Below are 17,789 nucleotides of genomic sequence, written 5' to 3'. Positions count from 1 at the left end.
GGTGCGGCAGAATCGGGACGTGACGACCCGAAGCCTGATGCTCCTCGACACCGCCTCCCTCTACTTCCGGGCCTACTACGGCGTCCCGGACTCGGTGAAGGCCCCCGACGGCACCCCGGTCAACGCGGTGCGCGGGCTGCTGGACTTCATCGCCAGACTCGTCCAGGACCACCGTCCCGACGACCTCGTGGCCTGTATGGACGCCGACTGGCGGCCGCACTGGCGGGTGGCGCTGATCCCTTCGTACAAGGCGCACCGGGTGGCCGTGGAGACCCCGGAGGGGCCGGACGAGGAGGAGGTGCCCGACACTCTCTCGCCGCAGGTGCCGATCATCGAGGACGTCCTGGACGCACTGGGCATCGCGCGGGTCGGAGTCGCGGGCTACGAGGCGGACGACGTGATCGGCGCCCTTGCCGCGCGGGCCGCCGGGCCGGTGGACATCGTGACCGGCGACCGTGACCTGTACCAGCTCATCGACGACGCGCGCCGGGTGCGGGTGCTGTATCCACTGAAGGGAGTCGGCACGCTGCAGGTCGCCGACGAGGTGTGGCTGCGCGGGAAGTACGGCGTCGGCGGCGCGGGCTACGCCGATCTGGCACTGCTGCGCGGCGACCCGAGCGACGGTCTGCCCGGCGTGTCCGGCATCGGGGAGAAGACGGCGGCGAAGCTGCTGGACGCGTACGGCGACCTCGCGGGGATCCTGGCCGCCGTCGCGGACCCGGCCTCGAAACTGACCCCGGCGCAGCGCAAACGGCTGGACGAGGCGCGGGACTACCTGGCGGTGGCACCGAAGGTGGTGCGGGTCGCCCGGGACGTGCCCCTGCCGGCCTTCGAGCCGGCGCTGCCGCGGGAGCCGAGTGACCCCGCCGCCCTCGGGGAACTCGCCGGACAGTGGGGACTCGGGGGGTCCCTACGGCGATTGCTGGACACATTGAAGGCGTAACCTGTTTACTTAGGCAAGCCTAACCACGCTTGAGTCAGGGGAGTCCACCATGGCCGAACGAGCCGAGCGACCGGCGCGCCGTATGAAGGTCACCGAGGCCTCGGTCGTACGCACGGAGCGGCTCACCCCGCACATGACGCGTGTGGTCCTCGGCGGCGAGGGCCTCGCGGACTTTCCCGTGGGCGCGAAGACCGACCACTACGTCAAGCTCCTGTTCCCGCCCGCCGGAACGGCCTACCCCGAGCCCTGGGACATCGAGGCGATCCGCGCGGCATTCCCCCGTGAGCAGTGGCCGGCGACGCGCACGTACACGGTGCGTGCCTGGGACGAGGCGCACCGGGAACTGACGCTCGACTTCGTGGTGCACGGCGACGAGGGCCTCGCCGGCCCCTGGGCGACCCGGGTGCGGCCGGGCGAGAAGGTGCGGATGCTGGGTCCCGGAGGGGCCTATGCCCCCTCCCCCGAGGCGGACTGGCACCTGCTGGCCGGTGACGAGAGCGCGCTGCCCGCGATCGCCGCCTCGCTCGAGGGGATGCCGGCCGGTGCGGTCGTGCACGCCTTCGTGGAGGTGGCGGGCCCCGAGGAGGAGCAGAAGATCGTCACCCCCGACGGTGCGGACGTCACCTGGCTGCACCGCGGCGGCCGGCCCGTCGGTGAGGCGCTGGTGGAGGCCGTGCGCGCGCTGGAGTTCCGGCCCGGCCGGGTGCAGGCCTTCGTGCACGGCGAGGCGGGCTTCGTGAAGGAGCTGCGGCGTTATCTGCGGGTGGAGCGCGAGGTGCCCCGCGAGTGGCTGTCGGTCTCCGGCTACTGGCGGCTCGGCCACGACGAGGACGGCTGGCAGGCCGCGAAGCGCGAGTGGAATCAGCGCATCGAGGCCGAGCAGGAGCTCAGGAGCGGCGCGGGGCCGGAGCGCGCGGAGAGCAGCGCGGCGGCCTGATCCGCCGGCCCGGCCGGGGTGGTGCGGGGCACAGGGTCCGGGTCGCGCGGGGACGACGACGAGCACGAGGGTGAGGACTTAGGCGCCGCGCGGACACGGACGCGACACGCCACCGAAACAGCCCGTCCCTAATTTCTGTCGCCTGACAGGAATTCGTGACTGGGGGCTGCTGCCATGACCGCCACCGCACCGACCGACGCACGGCCCGAGCCACCCGGCCGGGACCGCACACACCCCTCCGACGCGGCCGCGCTCGCCCGCTTCGGCTACCGCCAGGAACTCCACCGCAGCATGGGGCGCTACGCCTCCTTCGCCGCGGGGTTCTCCTTCATCTCCGTCCTGACCACCGTCTTCCAGTTCTTCGCCTTCGGATACGCCTTCGGTGGAGGCGCCTTCTTCTGGACCTGGCCCGCGGTGCTCCTCGGGCAGCTGCTGGTCGCGGCCTGCTTCGCCGAACTGGCCGCGCGCTACCCCCTCTCGGGTGCCATCTACCAGTGGTCGACCCGGCTGAGCACACCGGTCTTCGGCTGGTTCGCCGGCTGGATCATGGTCATCGGGCAGGTCGTGGTGGTCGCCGCGGCGGCCCTCGCCCTCCAGGTCGTGCTTCCCGCGGTCTGGTCGGGCTTCCAGCTGGTGGGCGGCGACCCGGCGCCCACCACCGCGACCGGCGCGGCCAACGCCGCCATCCTCGCCGTCGTCCTCCTCGTGCTCACCACCGTCGTCAACGTGCTCGACAACAAGGTGCTCTCCACGGTGAACCGCGTCGGCGTCTCCGCCGAGATCATCGGCGCGGTCCTCATCGTCGTACTGCTCCTCACCCACTCCGAGCGCGGCGGCGGCGTCACCCTGCACACCGGCGGCGCGGGCGGGCCGCTGAGCGCCCTGCTGGTGGGCTCCTTCGCCGCCGCGTACGTCCTCATCGGCTTCGACAGCGCGGGCGAGATGAGCGAGGAGACCCACAATCCGCGGCGGACCGCGCCCCGCACCATCCTCACGGCGCTCGCCTCCGCCGGGGTGCTGGCCACCCTGATGGTCTTCGGCGGGCTGCTCGCCGCTCCGAGCCTGACCGACGGACGGCTGGCCACCGAGGGCCTGTCGTACGTCCTCACCAGCAGTCTCGGCCCGGGGGTGGGCAAGGCGCTGCTGGTGGACGTGGCGCTCGCCGTCGCCGTGGCGACGCTGGCGATCCAGACCTCGGCAACCCGGATGCTGTTCTCGATGGCGCGGGACGGGGTCCTCCCCGCCTCCCGCGCGCTGGCGAAGGTGTCCCCGCGCACCGGCATGCCGAGCGGGCCGGCCCTGGTGACGGGGATCGCCGCCGCCGGGCTCTGTCTGCTCAACCTCGCCTCGCCGGAAGCGTTCCTGGCGATCGGCACCACCTGCATCGCCATGCTGTACCTGGCGTACGCGATGGTGACCGGACCGATGCTGCTGCGGCGGGTGCGGGGCCTGTGGGCGACCGGGCCGGCGGCGGAAGGGGAGGACGGGCCGGACGAGACCGGCAAGCCGCTGTTCTCGCTGGGCCGTTGGGGCCTGCCGGTCAATGTGCTCGCCCTGGCCTACGGCCTGTTCATGACCGTCAACCTGGCCTGGCCGCGGGCCGCCGTGTACGACCCGGCGGGCGGGCACTGGTACTTCCAGTGGTTCACGGTGCTGTTCCTCGCCGCGACGGTCGTGCTGGGCGCGGCGTACCGCCTGGCGCGGCGGCGCACCGGGGCCGTTCCGGCCGAGGTGCCCGCGCTGTCCACGGTGTCGTAGCACGGCGCACGGCACGCCGGCCCGACCGGTCGCGAACCCGGAGTACCGCCCGCCCGCGGAACCCGGGTTCGCGGTCACGGCTCTCCTCCGGGGGCGCCGCCGGCGCCGGGGCGGCGTGTCCGTACGCTGATCCGCGTGAGCCGCGAGGAGAGGGTGACCGGGGCCGTCGTGGGCAGCGCGGTGGGTGACGCGCTGGGAGCCCCCTTCGAGTTCGGAGAGCCGGGCATGTACCGCAGGCACTTCCCCCACGGCACCGGCGAGATGGGCGGGGGCGGTGGCTGGGACCCGGGCGAGGCCACGGACGACACCCAGATGGCCGTGCTCGTGGGCGAGTCGCTGCTGGAACGGGGCGGGCTGGACCTGCCGGACGTCTTCGCCAGGTTCCGTCGCTGGGCGGCCGGCGAACCCAAGGACATCGGGCTGCAGACCGAGGACGTGCTGACCAGCGGTGAGCCCTGGGACCGCGCGGCCGCGCTGCACTTCCAGGTCAACCTCCGGGCGGCGGGCAACGGGTCGCTGATGCGGGCTACGACGTCCGCGGTGTACTTCGCGGCGGAGGGCCGCACGGCGACGATGGAGGCGGCACGGCGCATCGCCGCGCTCACCCACGGGGACCGCGCGGCCTGGGAGGGTACGGCGGTCTTCCACGAGCTCGTGCGGGTCGCCCTGGACGGCGGCGACCCGCTGTCGTCTGTCACGGACGCGCTCGCCGCCGTCCACCCCCGGCACCGGGCACGCTGGTCGGCCGTCCTCGCCCCGGACTGGCACCCCGCGCTTGCCTCCGAGTTCAACGGCGCGGTCTGGCCCTGTCTGGGCTCCGCGCTGTGGGCGGTGCGCACGACCTCGTCCTTCGAGGACGCCCTGGCCGCCGCGATCGACCTCGGGGGCGACACGGACACGGTCGCGGCGGTGACGGGCGGCCTCGCCGGTGCGGTTCACGGCCTGAGGGCGATCCCCGCGCGCTGGACGGACCCGCTGCACGTGCCCCTGCCGGGCTTCGGGGACCGTGTGCTGCGCCTGCCGGAACTGCTCCGACTGGCCCGGGCGTTGGGGAGCGACCGGCAGTCCGCCTGCTGACCGGCGCGGACGACGCGCCTCCTCCTGCGGCGGGACACGGGTTGCGGGCGCGTGCCGCCGACGAGGCGCGGCCGTGGATCCGCACCGGCGGCGAGACGCGGCCGGGCGGCGCCCCGCTGCCGGGCGGCGGGCCGTCAGACGAGGGACGCGCTCAGCCCGGCGGCCGCCGCGCGCGCCGCCGTCAGCGTCTCCTCGCCGGCCCCGCAGACCCGGAGCGCCGCGTCGGCCGTCGCCTCCGCGAAGACCTCGAGGGGCCGGTCCTGGCCGGAACGATGGACCAGGATGACGCTCTCGATCAGGCCGAAGACCAGGTCGGTGCGCAGGGCCAGCCCGTCCTTTCCCAGTGAGCCGCAGGTCTCGGTGGCCGCCAGCAACTGCCCGTACACCTCCTTGAGTTCGAGGCGTACCCGGCTGAATCCGGCGAAGCGTTCGGTACGGACCTCCGGCAGCAGGTAGAGGGCGCCGAGGTTGTGCGTGCCGCCGCACAGCAGCCCGACGTCGGAGCGGCAGAGGTACCACAGGCGCGCCTCCGCCGACGCCGGGCCCTCCGCGGCGAGGAGGCGGCGGGCCAGCGCCAGGGAGGGTGTGACCGTGCCTTCCAGGAGTTCGGCGAGGATGTCCTCCTTGCCGCCGAAGTAGTGGTACATCGTCGCCTGCCGCATGCCCGCCCGCTCGGCCACGGCCCGCGTCGTGGTGGCTGCGTACCCGCGCAGGGTGAACAGTTCGGCCGCGGCGGCGAGCAGTTCGTCGCGTGCGGACAGCCCGCTGTCCGGGCGCCGCTCCGCCCGCGGCCGGCCGACGCGTCTTCCCGTGGTCCCCATCCGCCGATCGTCGCACATGCGCAGGTGGTCGCGGCCGGGACGCGAACCCGGTGAGGACCCGGTAACCCGCCCGCAACGACGGGGCAATGGCCGTGAATCCGTCCCCGCCTAATTTCTGTCGAGCGACAGAAATTACGCGTGCCGGAGACGACGAAGGACCGGGAGGTCGAGCCGAGCCATGGCGACAGCGACGACAGACGGCGCCCGCGCCCATGCCCGCGCCCAGGAGGGCGCACGGGCCGAAGCCATGCCGGTGGTGCCCGCCACCGACTGGCCGGCCCCGCCCTGCGAGGCGGGCCACCTGGTGTGGGCGGAGACCGTGGCGGGCGGCAACTACACGCACAAGGTCCTCGCGCGCGGCACCGAGCTGCGCCTCACCGACCCGCATGGCGAGGCCTGCGCCCATCTGCTGCTGTATGTCGCGGACCGTCCCTGGGAACGGCTGAACGCCGCCGACACCGTCAAGGTGCAGTGGAACGCCTACCTGGGAGAAGGGCGGCTGCTGCTCTCCGACCAGGGGCGCGTCCTCGCCTCCGTCGTGGAGGACACCTCGGTCCGGCACGACGCGCTGTGCGGCACCTCCACCCTCGTGCGGAACACCGAGCGGTACGGCGACGGCACCCCGCAGTCCGCGTCCCCCGCGGGCCGGGAGCTGTTCAAGCTTGCCGCCCTCAAGAACGGTCTGGAGCCGCGCGACCTGCCGCCGTCCGTCTCCTTCTTCCAGGGTGTGGAGGTGCGGGAGGACGGCTCGCTGGAGTTCACCGGATCCGCGGGCCCAGGCGCCACGGTGACCCTGCGCGCCGAGCAGGACCTCACGGTGCTGGTCGCCAATGTGCCGCACCCCGCCGACCCGAGGCCGGACTACGTCAGCGGCCCGCTGGAGGTCCTGGCGTGGCGCGCCCGTCCCACCGCGCCCGGCGACGCGCTGTGGGACGCCACACCCGAGGGCCGCCGCGCCTTCCTCAACACCACCGGATTCCTCACCGCCAGGGGGCTCGCATGACGACGACCGTGACCGTGCCCGCGCGTGCCGCCTGGTCGGCCGTCGTACCCGCGGGCGAGCACCTCACCATCACCGACCTGCACGGCAACCAGGCGGTCGACTTCCTGGTGTACGACACCCACGACACCGCCGTGCGCTACAGCGCGCCCGACACCGTCCACGCCCAGGGTGGCATCTTCCTCACCACCGGGTCCGTGCTGCTCTCCAACGAGCACACCCCGCTGATGACCGTCGTCGAGGACACCTGCGGCCGGCACGACACCGTCGGCGGCGCCTGCTCCAAGGAGTCCAACAGCCTGCGCTACGGCCACCACACCTGGTCGCAGCACGCCTGCGTCGACAACTTCCTCGCGGAGGGCGCGCGGTACGGCCTCGGCAAGCGCGATCTCGTCAGCAACATCAACTGGTACATGAATGTGCCCGTCGAGAAGGACGGCACCCTCGGCATCGTCGACGGCATCTCCGCGCCCGGGCTGAAGGTCGTCCTGAGAGCGGAGACCGATGTCCTCGTCCTGGTCTCCAACTGCCCGCAGATCAACAACCCCTGCAACGGCTTCGAGCCGACGGCGGTCGAGATGACGATCGGAGCGGCGGGCGCATGACCTTCGACACCCTGCTGGTCGCCAACCGCGGCGAGATCGCGGCCCGCGTCATCCGCACCGCCCGCCGCATGGGTCTGCGCACGGTCGCGGTCTTCTCCGACCCGGACCGGGCGAGCGAGCACGTCCGGCTGGCCGACGAGGCCGTGCGCCTCGGCCCCGCGCCCGCCGGCGAGTCCTACCTCGACGCGGAACGGGTGCTCCGAGCCGCCGGGCAGACCGGCGCCGGGGCCATCCATCCCGGGTACGGGTTCCTCTCCGAGGACGCCGGGTTCGCACGGCGCTGCGAAGCCGCCGGCATCGTCTTCGTCGGCCCGGCCCCCTCGCAGCTGGAACTGTTCGGCGCCAAGCACACGGCCCGCGCGGCGGCAGAGGCGGCCGGTGTGCCGCTGGCCCCCGGCACCGGGCTCCTCCCCGACGCCGCGGCCGCGCTGCGCGCCGCCGGGCGCATCGGCTACCCGGTGATGCTCAAGGCGACGGGCGGCGGTGGCGGCATCGGCATGCGGGCCTGCCACGGCCCGGAGGAGCTGCTGGACGCGTGGGAGGGCGTGCAGCGCGTAGCCGCCGCGTCCTTCTCCTCCGCCGGTGTCTTCCTCGAGCGGCTCGTCGAGGACGCCCGCCATGTCGAGGTGCAGGTCTTCGGCGACGGCCGGGGCCGCGTGGTCACCCTCGGCGATCGCGACTGCTCCCTCCAGCGCCGCAACCAGAAGGTCGTCGAGGAGGCCCCCGCCCCGGGCCTTCCCGAGGCAGTCCGAGCCGAACTGGCGAGGTCGGCAAGGGAGTTGTGCGCCTCGGTCGGCTACCGCTCCGTCGGCACGGTGGAGTTCGTGTACGACGCCGCCCGCCGCGAGGCGTACTTCCTGGAGGTGAACACCCGTCTGCAGGTCGAGCACCCCGTCACCGAGGAGATCTACGGGATCGATCTCGTGGAGTGGATGCTGCGTCTCGCCCAGGGGGACACGGACGTGGTCCGCGAGCCGGGCCCGCCGCGCGGCCACGCCGTCGAGGCCCGCGTCTACGCCGAGGACCCCTCCCGGGACCACCGCCCGAGCGCCGGGCTGCTGACGCGCGTCGCCTTCCCGCCCGGCGTCCGCGTCGACTCCTGGGTGGAGACCGGTACGGAGGTGACGACGGCGTACGACCCGATGCTGGCCAAGGTCGTCGCGTACGGCGCCGACCGGGACGAGGCGCTGGGCCGGCTCGACACCGCGCTCGCCGCGACGCGGATCGACGGCATCGAGACCAACCTCGGGCTGGTACGCGCCGCCCTCGCCGATCCCCGCGTCCAGTCCGCCCGCCACCACACCGCCACCCTGGCCACGGTCAGCGACCCGACCCCGCGCATCGAGGTCGTCTCGGGCGGCACCCTCACCACCGTGCAGGACTGGCCGGGCCGCACCGGTCACTGGCAGGTGGGCGTCCCGCCCTGCGGGCCCATGGACGACCTCTCCTTCCGCCTCGGCAACCGGGCGCTCGGCAACGCGGAGGGCGCGCCCGGCCTCGAATGCACCCTCAAGGGGCCGGGCCTGAGGTTCAGCCGCCCCACGGCGGTCTGCGTCACCGGCGCCCCGGCCCCGGTGACCGTCGACGGCGCCCCGGTGGCGCAGTGGGAGCCCGTCACCGTGCCGGCCGGGTCCACCCTGGACGTGGGCGCCCCCGAGGGCCCCGGACTGCGCACCTACGTCCTCTTCGCGGGCGGCGGCCTGGACGTGCCCCGTTACCTCGGCAGCGCGTCGACCTTCACGCTGGGCCGCTTCGGCGGGCACGGGGGCCGGGCGCTGCGCACGGGCGACGTGCTTCACGGCGGTGCCCCGGCCCCCGGGGCGGGAGTCCCCGTTCCGCCCGCCGACCGCCCGTCCTTCGGCACGGTGTGGGAGATCGGAGCGGTCGAGGGCCCGCACGCCGCCCCCGAGTTCTTCACCGAGGACGACATCCGCGAGTTCTACGCCGCCGACTGGAAGGTCCACTTCAACTCGGCGCGCACGGGCGTGCGGCTGGTCGGCCCGAAGCCGCGCTGGGCGCGCGCGGACGGCGGCGAGGCGGGGCTGCACCCGTCCAACATCCACGACACGCCCTACTCGGTGGGCGCGGTCGACTACACCGGCGACATGCCGGTGCTGCTGGGACCCGACGGGCCCTCCCTCGGGGGGTTCGTCTGCCCCGCGACGGTCGTCAGGGGCCAGCGCTGGAAGCTCGGACAGCTACGGCCCGGGGATTCCGTGCGCTTCGTCCCGCTGACGGTGGAGGCGGCCTCCGCCCTGCGGCGGACACCGCACCTGCGGCCCGTCGCGGACCGTCCGGAGATCACGGACGGCGGGGTGCTCGCCCGGCGTGCGGACGTGACGTACCGCCGCAGCGGCGACGACAACCTGCTGGTCGAGTTCGGGCCGATGGAGCTGGACCTGGCCCTGCGCATGCGGGTACACGCGCTGATGGAGGCGGTGGCCGCGGCCGGGCTGCCGGGGGTCACCGACCTGACACCCGGTATCCGCTCCCTCCAGATCCAGGCGGACCCCGACGTCCTCCCCCAGCCGGAGCTCCTGGAGGCCGTACGCCGCATCGAGTCCGCGCTGCCGCCGGCCGGCGAACTCGTCGTCCCCTCCCGCACCGTGCACCTGCCCCTGTCCTGGGACGACCCCGCGACACGCGAGGCGATCGCCCGGTACACGGCGGGGGTGCGGGACGACGCCCCCTGGTGCCCGTGGAACATCGAGTTCATCCGCAGGGTGAACGGACTGGCCGGCGTCGAGGACGTCTTCCGCACCGTCTTCGACGCGGAGTACCTCGTGCTCGGCCTCGGCGACGTCTACCTGGGCGCGCCCGTCGCGACGCCGCTCGACCCGCGCCACCGGCTCGTCACCACGAAGTACAACCCGGCCAGGACCTGGACCGCGGAGAACTCCGTCGGCATCGGCGGCGCCTACCTGTGCGTCTACGGGATGGAGGGGCCGGGCGGCTACCAGTTCGTGGGGCGCACGACCCAGGTCTGGTCGGGCTGGCAGCAGCGGGGCGCGTTCGAGCCGGGCTCCCCCTGGCTTCTGCGGTTCTTCGACCGCATCAAGTGGTACGAGGTCGGGGCGGACGAACTGCTCGAACTGCGCGCCGACATGGCCGCGGGCCGCTTCACCCCGCGCATCGAGGACGGCACCTTCGCCCTCGCCGACCACCATCGCTTCCTTCGGGCCAACGCCGGCTCCATCGCGGAGTTCCGGTCGCGGCAGGCGGCCGCCTTCGCCGCGGAGCGTGAGGCGTGGGAGGCCGCGGGCGAGTTCGCCCGGGCCGACACGGACGCCGTAACGGACACGGCGGCCGCACCGGCGGAGGTCACAGTCCCACCCGGCAGTCACCTCGTGGAGGCCGAGTTCGCCGCCTCCGTCTGGCAGATCACCGTCTCGGTCGGCGACACGGTCACGGCGGGTCAGCAGCTCCTCGCCCTGGAGGCCATGAAGATGGAGTCCCGCGTCCACGCCCCGGCCGACGCCCGGGTCACCCACGTCCTCACCCGGCCCGGCGCCCAGGTGACGGCCGGCACCCCGCTGCTCGTGCTCGCACCGTCCGCCTGACCACGTCGCCGTCCCGCCCGCCGACCGGGCACGGACGGCCACCGGGCGGCCACCGGAGCGCGTCGCAACGGCTGTCCGGCCGTCCGGCCGTCCGATCGCGCAGGGGCGAGCCGTCCGCCCCGCTGAAGATCTCCCCGCGGCGACCGGGCCGCAGGGGGAAGGAACCGGCCACTTCCGAAAGGCACACCATGTCCGCCGCCCTCACCCGCGTGCGCGCCGCCTACGACCGCATCGACCGCATCGACCGGCCCGAGATCTGGATCGACCTCCGGCCCCGGGCCGAGGTCGAGGCCGAGGCGGAGTCGGCCGACCCCGCGCTCCCCCTCGCCGGGCGGCTGCTCGCCGTCAAGGGCAACATCGACGTGGCCGGGCTGCCGACCACCGCCGGCTGCCCCTCGTACGCCTACCGGCCGGAACGCGACGCGCCCGTCGTGGCGGCTCTGCGCGCGGCCGGCGCGGTCGTCATCGGCACGACGAATCTCGACCAGTTCGCGACGGGCCTGGTCGGGACGCGATCCCCGCACGGCGCCGTACGGAACGCGGTCGATCCGGCGCGCGTCAGCGGCGGATCGAGCTCCGGTTCCGCGGTGGCCGTGGCCCTCGGAGTCGCCGACCTCGCCCTGGGAACCGACACGGCGGGCTCGGGGCGCGTACCGGCGGCCTTCAACGGCATCTTCGGGCTGAAGCCGACCCGCGGGCTGGTCCCCGTCGAAGGTGTCGTCCCGGCCTGCGCGAGCCTCGACTGCGTGACCGTGTTCGCGCGTACGCTGCCCGAGGCCGAGCAGGCACTGTCGCACATGATCACGCGTCCCGTGGAAGCGCCCCGCCGCGCCCCGGGCCCGTGGCGCGTCGCCGTCCCCGACCCGGCCGGGCTGGGTGAACTCGACGAGGGCTGGGCCGAGGCGTTCACCGGGGCCGCCGCCCGGCTGGAGGAGGCCGGTGCCCTGCTCCGTCCCGTCGACCCGGCTCCCTTCATCGAGGCGGCCGCGATGCTCTACGACGGCGCCTTCGTCGCCGAGCGCTACGCCGCCGTGGGGCAGTTCCTCGACAAGGAGACACCCGACCTGGATCCGACCGTCGCCGGCATCATCCGCCGGGCCCGCGACATCCCCGCCCACCGGCTCTTCGCCGACCGGGAGAAGCTCGCCGCGCTCCGCGCCCGTGCCCTGGCCTCCCTCGGTGACGCGGACGCCCTGCTGCTGCCCACGGCCCCCGGCCACCCGACCCTCGCCGCGGTCGCCGCCGACCCGCTGGGGGCGAACGCGCGGCTGGGCCGGTTCACCAACTCCACCAATCTCTTCGGCCTCGCCGCGGTCGCCGCACCCGCCGGGACCGTGAACGGCCTCCCGTTCGGTGTGATGCTGATCGGCCCGGCGCACACCGACGACCGGCTCACCCGCATGGCCGCCCTGCTCACCCCGCCCGCCCGGGTCGCCGTGGTCGGCGCGCACCTCACCGGGCTGCCGCTCAACCCGCAACTGCTCGCACTGGGTGCCCGCCACGCCCGTACCACCGAAACGGCGCCGCACTACCGCCTCTACGCCCTCGCCACCGGGCCGGCGGCGGAGCCCGCCAAGCCGGGCCTGGTGCGGGTCGCGGAGGGCGGCGCGGCCATCGAGACCGAGGTGTGGGAACTGCCGACCGAGGGCCTGGGCGCGCTGGTGGCGGCACTCCCCCGCCCCATGGCGATCGGCAGTGTGGAACTCGCCGACGGCAGCCGCGTCCCCGGCTTCCTGTGCGAGCCGTCCGCGCTCGACGGCGCCGTGGACATCACGTCGTACGGCGGGTGGCGCGCCCATCTCGGCGCCGGGGCCCCTCTCGACGCCCGCGGCTGACCGGCCCGGGACGGCGCACAGCCCCGCCACCGTCAACGCGCGACCGGCGGCGGGGCGGAGTCGGCATGCGGCCGGGCGGCGTCCGGCCGGCGGGGACGCGCGGAGGAGCGCGTCAGCCGACGGAGCTGTAGGCCACGACACCCCTCAGCAGCGCGTCCACGGCCTTGCGGGCGTTGCGGGCCACCTTGCTGTCGCCGTCCACCGGCGCCGCCGCCGCGATCTGCCCCAGCACGTCGATGACCTGCTTGCACCAGCGCACGAAGTCGCCCGCGGGCATCTCGCTCTCGCGCAGCACCTCGTCCAGGCCCTTGCCCGAGGCCCACTGGTACGCCGACCAGGCGAATCCCAGGTCGGGTTCGCGCTGTCCGACGCCCTCCGCCTGGTTGATCCTGAAGTCCTCCTCCAGGGCGTCGAGCCGGCCCCAGATCCTGACCGTCTCGGCCAGTGCGTCCCGGGCCGGTCCCGAGGGCAGCTTGGGCGCGACCGCGTCGTCCGACTGCCGCGCCTCGAACACCAGGGCCGAGACGCACGCGGCCAGTTCGGCCGGGTCGAGCCCTTCCCAGACGCCTTCGCGCAGGCATTCGCTGGCCAGCAGGTCCAGCTCGCCGTAGAGCCTGGCGAGGCGCTTGCCGTTCTCGGTGACCTCGTCACCGCGCAGGTAGTCCAGTTCGGTCAGCAGGGCGTAGATCCGGTCGAAGGTGCGGGCGATGGTGTTCGTACGCCCCTCGATACGGCGCTCCAGCTGCCGCGTGTCGCGCTGGAGCCGGTGGAATCGCTCGGCCCAGCGGGCGTGGTCCTCGCGGTCGGCGCAGCCGTGGCAGGGGTGGGCACGGATGGCCGTACGCAGCCGGGCGATCTCCTGGTCGTCGGCGGCCGCGGCCCGGCCCCGGCGGTGCCGCTCGGGCACGATGTGCCCGGCCTTGGTGCGCAGCGCGGAGGCGAGGTCCCGGCGCGACTGGGGGCTGCGGGGGTTGAAGGACTTGGGGATGCGCATCCGGTCGACGGGCTCGACGGGCACCGGGAAGTCCATCGACGCCAGCCGCTTGACCTGCCGCTCCGCGGTGAGCACCAGCGGGCGGGGGCCGTCGTGCTGGTCGAGGCCGCGGTAGCCGTTGCTGCGTCCGGCGGGGATGCCCGGGTCCAAGACGAGCGCCAGGCCGGCGAACTTGCCCGTCGGGACGTGGATGACGTCGCCGGGCTTGAGCTTCTCCAGGGCCGTCGCGGCGGCGGCCCTCTTCTGTATCGCGCCCTGTTTGGCGAGCTCGGTCTCGCGGTCCTTCAGCTCCCTGCGCAGCCCGGCGTACTCGTCGAAGTCACCGAGGTGGCAGGTCATGGAGGCGCGATAGCCCTCCAGCCCTTCCTCGTTGCGCTGCACCTGCCGGGAGATGCCGACCACGGCACGGTCGGCCTGGAACTGCGCGAAGGAGGTCTCGAGCAGCTCCCGCGACCGGTGTCGGCCGAACTGGTCGACGAGGTTGACGGCCATGTTGTACGAGGGCTTGAAGCTGGACCGCAGCGGATAGGTGCGGGTGCCGGCCAGTCCGGCCAGGTGCCCGGGGTCCATGCCGCGCTGCCACAGCACCACCGCATGGCCCTCGACGTCGATGCCGCGGCGGCCGGCCCGACCGGTCAGCTGCGTGTACTCACCGGGGGTGATGTCGGCGTGCTGCTCGCCGTTCCACTTGACGAGCTTCTCCAGCACCACCGACCTGGCCGGCATGTTGATGCCGAGCGCCAGGGTCTCGGTGGCGAAGACCGCCTTCACCAGGCCGCGCACGAACAGCTCCTCGACGACCTCCTTGAAGGTCGGGAGCATGCCGGCGTGGTGCGCGGCGATGCCACGCTCCAGGCCCTCCAGCCACTCGAAGTAGCCCAGGACGTGCAGATCCTCGTCCGGGATGGTCGCCGTGCGCTCCTCGACGATCTCGCGGACCCTGGCCCGGGCGCCGGCGTCGTTGAGCCGGAGCCCCGCCGCGAGACACTGCTGCACGGCGGACTCGCAGCCGGCCCGGCTGAAGATGAAGGTGATGGCGGGCAGCAGTCCCGCGGCGTCCAGCCGCTCGATGACCTCGGGCCTGCCCGGGACCCAGACACGGGAGCGCTGCCGGCGCTCCCGCTCGCGGTCGGCCTCGCGCATGGCCCGGCCGCGTCTGCGGTCCTGGTAGGCGGGCCGGCTGTTCTCCATCCGGGCCATCCGCACCAGGTCGGGGTTGACCTCGCGCTTGCTGCCCTCGCCCTCCTCGAACAGGTCGTACATCCGGCGGCCGGCCAGGACGTGCTGGAAGAGCGGCACGGGCCGGTGCTCGGAGACGATCACGGCGGTGTCGCCGCGCACGGTGTCCAGCCAGTCGCCGAACTCCTCGGCGTTGGACACCGTGGCCGACAGCGAGACGAGGGTGACCGACTCGGGGAGGTGGATGATCACTTCCTCCCAGACGGCGCCGCGGAAGCGGTCGGAGAGGTAGTGCACCTCGTCCATCACGACGTGGCCGAGGCCGCGCAGCGACTGCGAGCCCGCGTAGAGCATGTTGCGCAGCACCTCGGTGGTCATAACGACCACGGGCGCCTCGGAGTTGACACTGTTGTCACCGGTCAGCAGGCCGACCTTGTCCGCGCCGTAGCGCTTGACCAGATCGGCGTACTTCTGGTTGGAGAGTGCCTTGATGGGCGTGGTGTAGAAGCACTTGCGGCCCTGGGCGAGGGCGAGGTGGACGGCGAATTCGCCGACGATGGTCTTGCCCGAGCCGGTCGGGGCCGCGACGAGTACGCCCTGGCCGGCCTCGAGGGCGCGGCAGGCCTCGATCTGGAACGGGTCCAGTTCGAAGTCGTACATCTCGCGGAACGACGCGAGCGCGGTGGCCTGCTCGGCGGCTCGGAGCCGGGCAGCGGCGTAACGCTCGGCGGGGGAGAGTTCCTCGGTCATCTTGTCTACGAGACTACCCGCCATGTCTGACAGTCGACGCGATCTTTATCGAGCCATGGGACGGGCCGGAACGCGTCAGGGGGCGAGGACCCGTATCGCCGCGGACACGCAGTGTGCCGTCAGGGGCAGCGCGCCGAGCGGTTCACCGTCCGCGTAGCCGGTGACCCCGGCCGATTCCAGGGTGATCCTGGCCGCCCGGTACACCGTGACCCTGGGGTGCTCGACGTGCGTGCCCCGGTAGACCCGGGGGAAGACCTTCACCAGGGTGGCGCGGCCGCAGTCGCCGACGACCGTGATGTCGAACAGGCCGTCGTCGAGGCGGGCCCCCGGGCAGATGCGCATACCGCCGCCGTAGGAGGATCCGTTGCCGACGGCGACGAGGGTGGCCTCGATCTCCCGGGCGGGACCGTCGTCGAGGGTGATGCGGTAGGGCAGCGGACGGAAGGCGGCGAGTTCGGCGATCATGGCGAGGTCGTACTTGAGCCGCCCGGCGGGCCACCGCATCCGGTTGCCCCGGTCGTTGACCCGGGAGTCGAAGCCGGAGGCGAGGACGGTGCCGAACCAGCGCGTCCCCGTCCTGCCGAGGTCGAACTCGCGGACGCGGCCGCACTTGAGCGCCTCGGCCACCAGCCGGCCGGCCGCCGCCGGGTCGCGTACCGGCAGCCCCACCGTGCGGGCGAAGTCGTTGCCGGTGCCCACGGCGACCACTCCGAGCGGCGTGCGGGTCCCGGCGACGGCCTGGAGGGCGAGGGAGACCATGCCGTCGCCGCCGACGGCGATCAGTGCGCCGGTGCCGCCCTCCACCGCCGCGCGCGCCCTGGCCAGGGCGTCGTCCGCGTCGGCCCCGAGGACCGTGCGTACGGAGAAGCCCGCGTCCCGCAGCGCGCCTGCGGCCGGCTGCGCGGCGTGCGCGCCCCGGCCGCGTCCCGCGGTGGGGTTCACGAAGAGGGTGATCTCGCTCGTCACGCGGGGACCCTATACGGACGGCGCCGCAACTGGGCGGTCAGGTCCCCGGCGGCCCTCAGGTGACGTCGTCGTATCCGTGCGCCTGCTCGGGCAGGGCCCTCGCGGCGGTGACGGGCTCGACCGGGCCCACGCTCTCGGGCGTGAGATCCAGCTCGGACGCCTCGTCGTCGCCGGGACCCAGGGCCTCCTTGCGGGCTCGCCTTTTGTCGTTCAGCAGAGAGAACGCCACGGCGAAGAAGTACAGGACGACAATGGGTCCGGAGAGGGCGAGCATGCCGACGGGGTCGGTGGTCGGGGTCGCGATCGCTCCGAAGACGAAGACCCCCATTACGACGCCGCGCCACCAGCCGGCCATCCGGCCCCCGGAAACGATGCCCACCATATTGAGCATGATCAGGAGCAGCGGCAACTCGAAGGCGAGGCCGAAGATCAGCACCATCCGGATGGTGAAGTCGAGTACCTCGTCGAGAGACAGGATGTTGGCCGATCCGCCGGGTGTCAGGCTCAGCAGCACCTTCACACTGATCGGCAGGATGACATAGGCCAGGTAGGCACCGCCCGCGAAAAGCGGGACGGCCGCCGAGACGAAGATGTACGTGTACTTCTTCTCGTGCCTGTGCAGTCCGGGGGCGATGAAGGCCCACAGCTGGTACAGCCAGACCGGACTGGAAATGATGAGGCCCGCCATGAGACTCACCTTGATCGTCGTCGTGAACGGCGACGTCAGGGTGTTGAACGAGACGATGGCGCAGTTTCCGCCGTCGCTGTTACGGAAGTCGTCACACTTCGGCACCGGGTCCGCGAGGAACTGCATCAGCTGTTCGCTGTAGAACACGGCGGCGATCGTCACCAGCACAATGGCGATGACGGCCTTGCCGAGCCGGTTGCGCAGCTCGCGCAGGTGCTCCACGAGCGGCATGCGCCCCTCGGGATCCCTCTCCTGTTTGCGGGCAGACTTGAGCAACCCACGTCCTCATCTCGTACGGCAGGCCACGAAGGCCTCCCGGGGGGGTCAGCGCTTGGCGGTGTCCGTCGGCTCCGTGACCGGGCGGGAGCTCGTCACATCGCCGGGTGCGGCCTGGATGGTCCGCGGAGCGGGCTGACCCTGAGACGCGTCGTTCGGCGGACCGGCCGCGGCGTTCTGCTGGTCGTCCGACTTCATCGCCTTGGCCTCGCTCTTGAGGATGCGGGCCGACTTGCCGAGCGACCTGGCCATGTCGGGAAGCTTCTTGGCACCGAACAGCAGGATGATGACGACGAGAATCAGAATGATCTCGGTGGGGCCGAGCCTACCCATAGCTATTACCTTCTTCACCGAGGCGACATGGTGTCCGTACGTCCGGCCGGTCATACATCCGACCACC

Annotated in this window: 13 protein-coding genes; 8 read left to right on the top strand and 5 right to left on the bottom strand. The window is 73.1% G+C overall.

From position 1 onward, the window contains the following. Positions 1 to 37: 37 nt before the first annotated feature. From GUY61_RS01390 to GUY61_RS01375, 4 genes are all read left to right on the top strand, one after another. Positions 38 to 943 (top strand): 5'-3' exonuclease, encoded by a 906-nt coding sequence (locus GUY61_RS01390; protein ID WP_166628170.1) that lies wholly within the window; start codon positions 38 to 40, stop codon positions 941 to 943. 49 nt (positions 944 to 992) lie between these two features. Then, positions 993 to 1,880 carry a siderophore-interacting protein gene (locus GUY61_RS01385; protein ID WP_166628161.1) on the top strand — a complete coding sequence of 296 codons (888 nt, stop codon included), beginning with the start codon at positions 993 to 995 and terminating at the stop codon, positions 1,878 to 1,880. A gap of 174 nt (positions 1,881 to 2,054) precedes the next feature. Then, the gene (locus GUY61_RS01380) at positions 2,055 to 3,638 is read left to right on the top strand and encodes an amino acid permease (protein ID WP_166628160.1); all 1,584 of its coding nucleotides are present in this window, start codon (positions 2,055 to 2,057) and stop codon (positions 3,636 to 3,638) included. A 135-nt stretch (positions 3,639 to 3,773) separates the two neighbouring features. Next, a complete protein-coding gene (locus GUY61_RS01375; protein WP_166628159.1) occupies positions 3,774 to 4,715 on the top strand; it encodes an ADP-ribosylglycohydrolase family protein in 942 nt (313 codons plus the stop codon). A 134-nt stretch (positions 4,716 to 4,849) separates the two neighbouring features. On the opposite strand, the gene GUY61_RS01370 is transcribed toward GUY61_RS01375, so the two are convergent. Then, positions 4,850 to 5,536: a helix-turn-helix domain-containing protein gene (locus GUY61_RS01370; RefSeq protein ID WP_166628158.1), complete on the bottom strand. Its 687-nt coding sequence runs from the start codon at positions 5,534 to 5,536 to the stop codon at positions 4,850 to 4,852. A 178-nt stretch (positions 5,537 to 5,714) separates the two neighbouring features. On the opposite strand from GUY61_RS01370, the gene GUY61_RS01365 reads away from it, so the two are divergent. The 4 genes from GUY61_RS01365 to GUY61_RS01350 all read left to right on the top strand — a co-directional run bounded on the left by GUY61_RS01365 (position 5,715) and on the right by GUY61_RS01350 (position 12,536). Continuing rightward, a complete protein-coding gene (locus GUY61_RS01365; RefSeq protein ID WP_166628157.1) occupies positions 5,715 to 6,539 on the top strand; it encodes an urea amidolyase associated protein UAAP1 in 825 nt (274 codons plus the stop codon). Beyond that, a complete protein-coding gene (locus tag GUY61_RS01360; protein ID WP_166628156.1) occupies positions 6,536 to 7,141 on the top strand; it encodes an urea amidolyase associated protein UAAP2 in 606 nt (201 codons plus the stop codon). The genes GUY61_RS01365 and GUY61_RS01360 overlap by 4 nt, the downstream gene beginning before the upstream one ends. After that, positions 7,138 to 10,701: an urea carboxylase gene (gene uca / locus GUY61_RS01355; RefSeq protein WP_166628155.1), complete on the top strand. Its 3,564-nt coding sequence runs from the start codon at positions 7,138 to 7,140 to the stop codon at positions 10,699 to 10,701. Before GUY61_RS01360 ends, uca begins: the two co-directional genes overlap by 4 nt. Positions 10,702 to 10,889: 188 nt before the next feature. Beyond that, entirely contained in the window at positions 10,890 to 12,536 is a 1,647-nt protein-coding gene (locus tag GUY61_RS01350; RefSeq protein WP_166628154.1) for an allophanate hydrolase, read from the top strand. A 112-nt stretch (positions 12,537 to 12,648) separates the two neighbouring features. Here the strand turns inward: GUY61_RS01350 and GUY61_RS01345 are convergent, their stop codons facing one another. From GUY61_RS01345 to tatA, 4 genes are all read right to left on the bottom strand, one after another. Further along, entirely contained in the window at positions 12,649 to 15,459 is a 2,811-nt protein-coding gene (locus GUY61_RS01345; RefSeq protein WP_166628169.1) for an RNA helicase, read from the bottom strand. Between the two features lie 75 nt (positions 15,460 to 15,534). After that, entirely contained in the window at positions 15,535 to 16,425 is an 891-nt protein-coding gene (locus GUY61_RS01340; protein WP_166628153.1) for a diacylglycerol kinase, read from the bottom strand. 55 nt (positions 16,426 to 16,480) lie between these two features. Then, on the bottom strand, positions 16,481 to 17,344 hold the full coding sequence (tatC, locus tag GUY61_RS01335) for a twin-arginine translocase subunit TatC (RefSeq protein ID WP_166628168.1): 864 nt from the start codon (positions 17,342 to 17,344) through the stop codon (positions 16,481 to 16,483). 93 nt (positions 17,345 to 17,437) lie between these two features. Further along, the gene (gene tatA / locus GUY61_RS01330) at positions 17,438 to 17,722 is read right to left on the bottom strand and encodes a Sec-independent protein translocase subunit TatA (protein ID WP_166628167.1); all 285 of its coding nucleotides are present in this window, start codon (positions 17,720 to 17,722) and stop codon (positions 17,438 to 17,440) included. Positions 17,723 to 17,789: the final 67 nt, after the last annotated feature.

It is taken from the genome of Streptomyces sp. GC420, assembly GCF_009916105.1.
Classification (GTDB): Bacteria; Actinomycetota; Actinomycetes; order Streptomycetales; family Streptomycetaceae; genus Streptomyces.
This window is presented reverse-complemented; position numbering and strand designations above follow the sequence as displayed.

Excerpts from the sequence above, each read along its gene's own strand:
- GUY61_RS01380 (WP_166628160.1), top strand. The coding sequence starts at position 2,055 with ATGACCGCCACCGCACCGACCGACGCACGGCCCGAGCCACCCGGCCGG.
- tatA (WP_166628167.1), bottom strand. The coding sequence starts at position 17,722 with ATGGGTAGGCTCGGCCCCACCGAGATCATTCTGATTCTCGTCGTCATC.
- GUY61_RS01370 (WP_166628158.1), bottom strand. The coding sequence starts at position 5,536 with ATGGGGACCACGGGAAGACGCGTCGGCCGGCCGCGGGCGGAGCGGCGC.
- GUY61_RS01365 (WP_166628157.1), top strand. The coding sequence starts at position 5,715 with ATGGCGACAGCGACGACAGACGGCGCCCGCGCCCATGCCCGCGCCCAG.
- GUY61_RS01350 (WP_166628154.1), top strand. The coding sequence starts at position 10,890 with ATGTCCGCCGCCCTCACCCGCGTGCGCGCCGCCTACGACCGCATCGAC.
- uca (WP_166628155.1), top strand. The coding sequence starts at position 7,138 with ATGACCTTCGACACCCTGCTGGTCGCCAACCGCGGCGAGATCGCGGCC.
- GUY61_RS01390 (WP_166628170.1), top strand. The coding sequence starts at position 38 with ATGCTCCTCGACACCGCCTCCCTCTACTTCCGGGCCTACTACGGCGTC.
- GUY61_RS01345 (WP_166628169.1), bottom strand. The coding sequence starts at position 15,459 with ATGACCGAGGAACTCTCCCCCGCCGAGCGTTACGCCGCTGCCCGGCTC.
- GUY61_RS01385 (WP_166628161.1), top strand. The coding sequence starts at position 993 with ATGGCCGAACGAGCCGAGCGACCGGCGCGCCGTATGAAGGTCACCGAG.
- GUY61_RS01360 (WP_166628156.1), top strand. The coding sequence starts at position 6,536 with ATGACGACGACCGTGACCGTGCCCGCGCGTGCCGCCTGGTCGGCCGTC.
- tatC (WP_166628168.1), bottom strand. The coding sequence starts at position 17,344 with ATGCCGCTCGTGGAGCACCTGCGCGAGCTGCGCAACCGGCTCGGCAAG.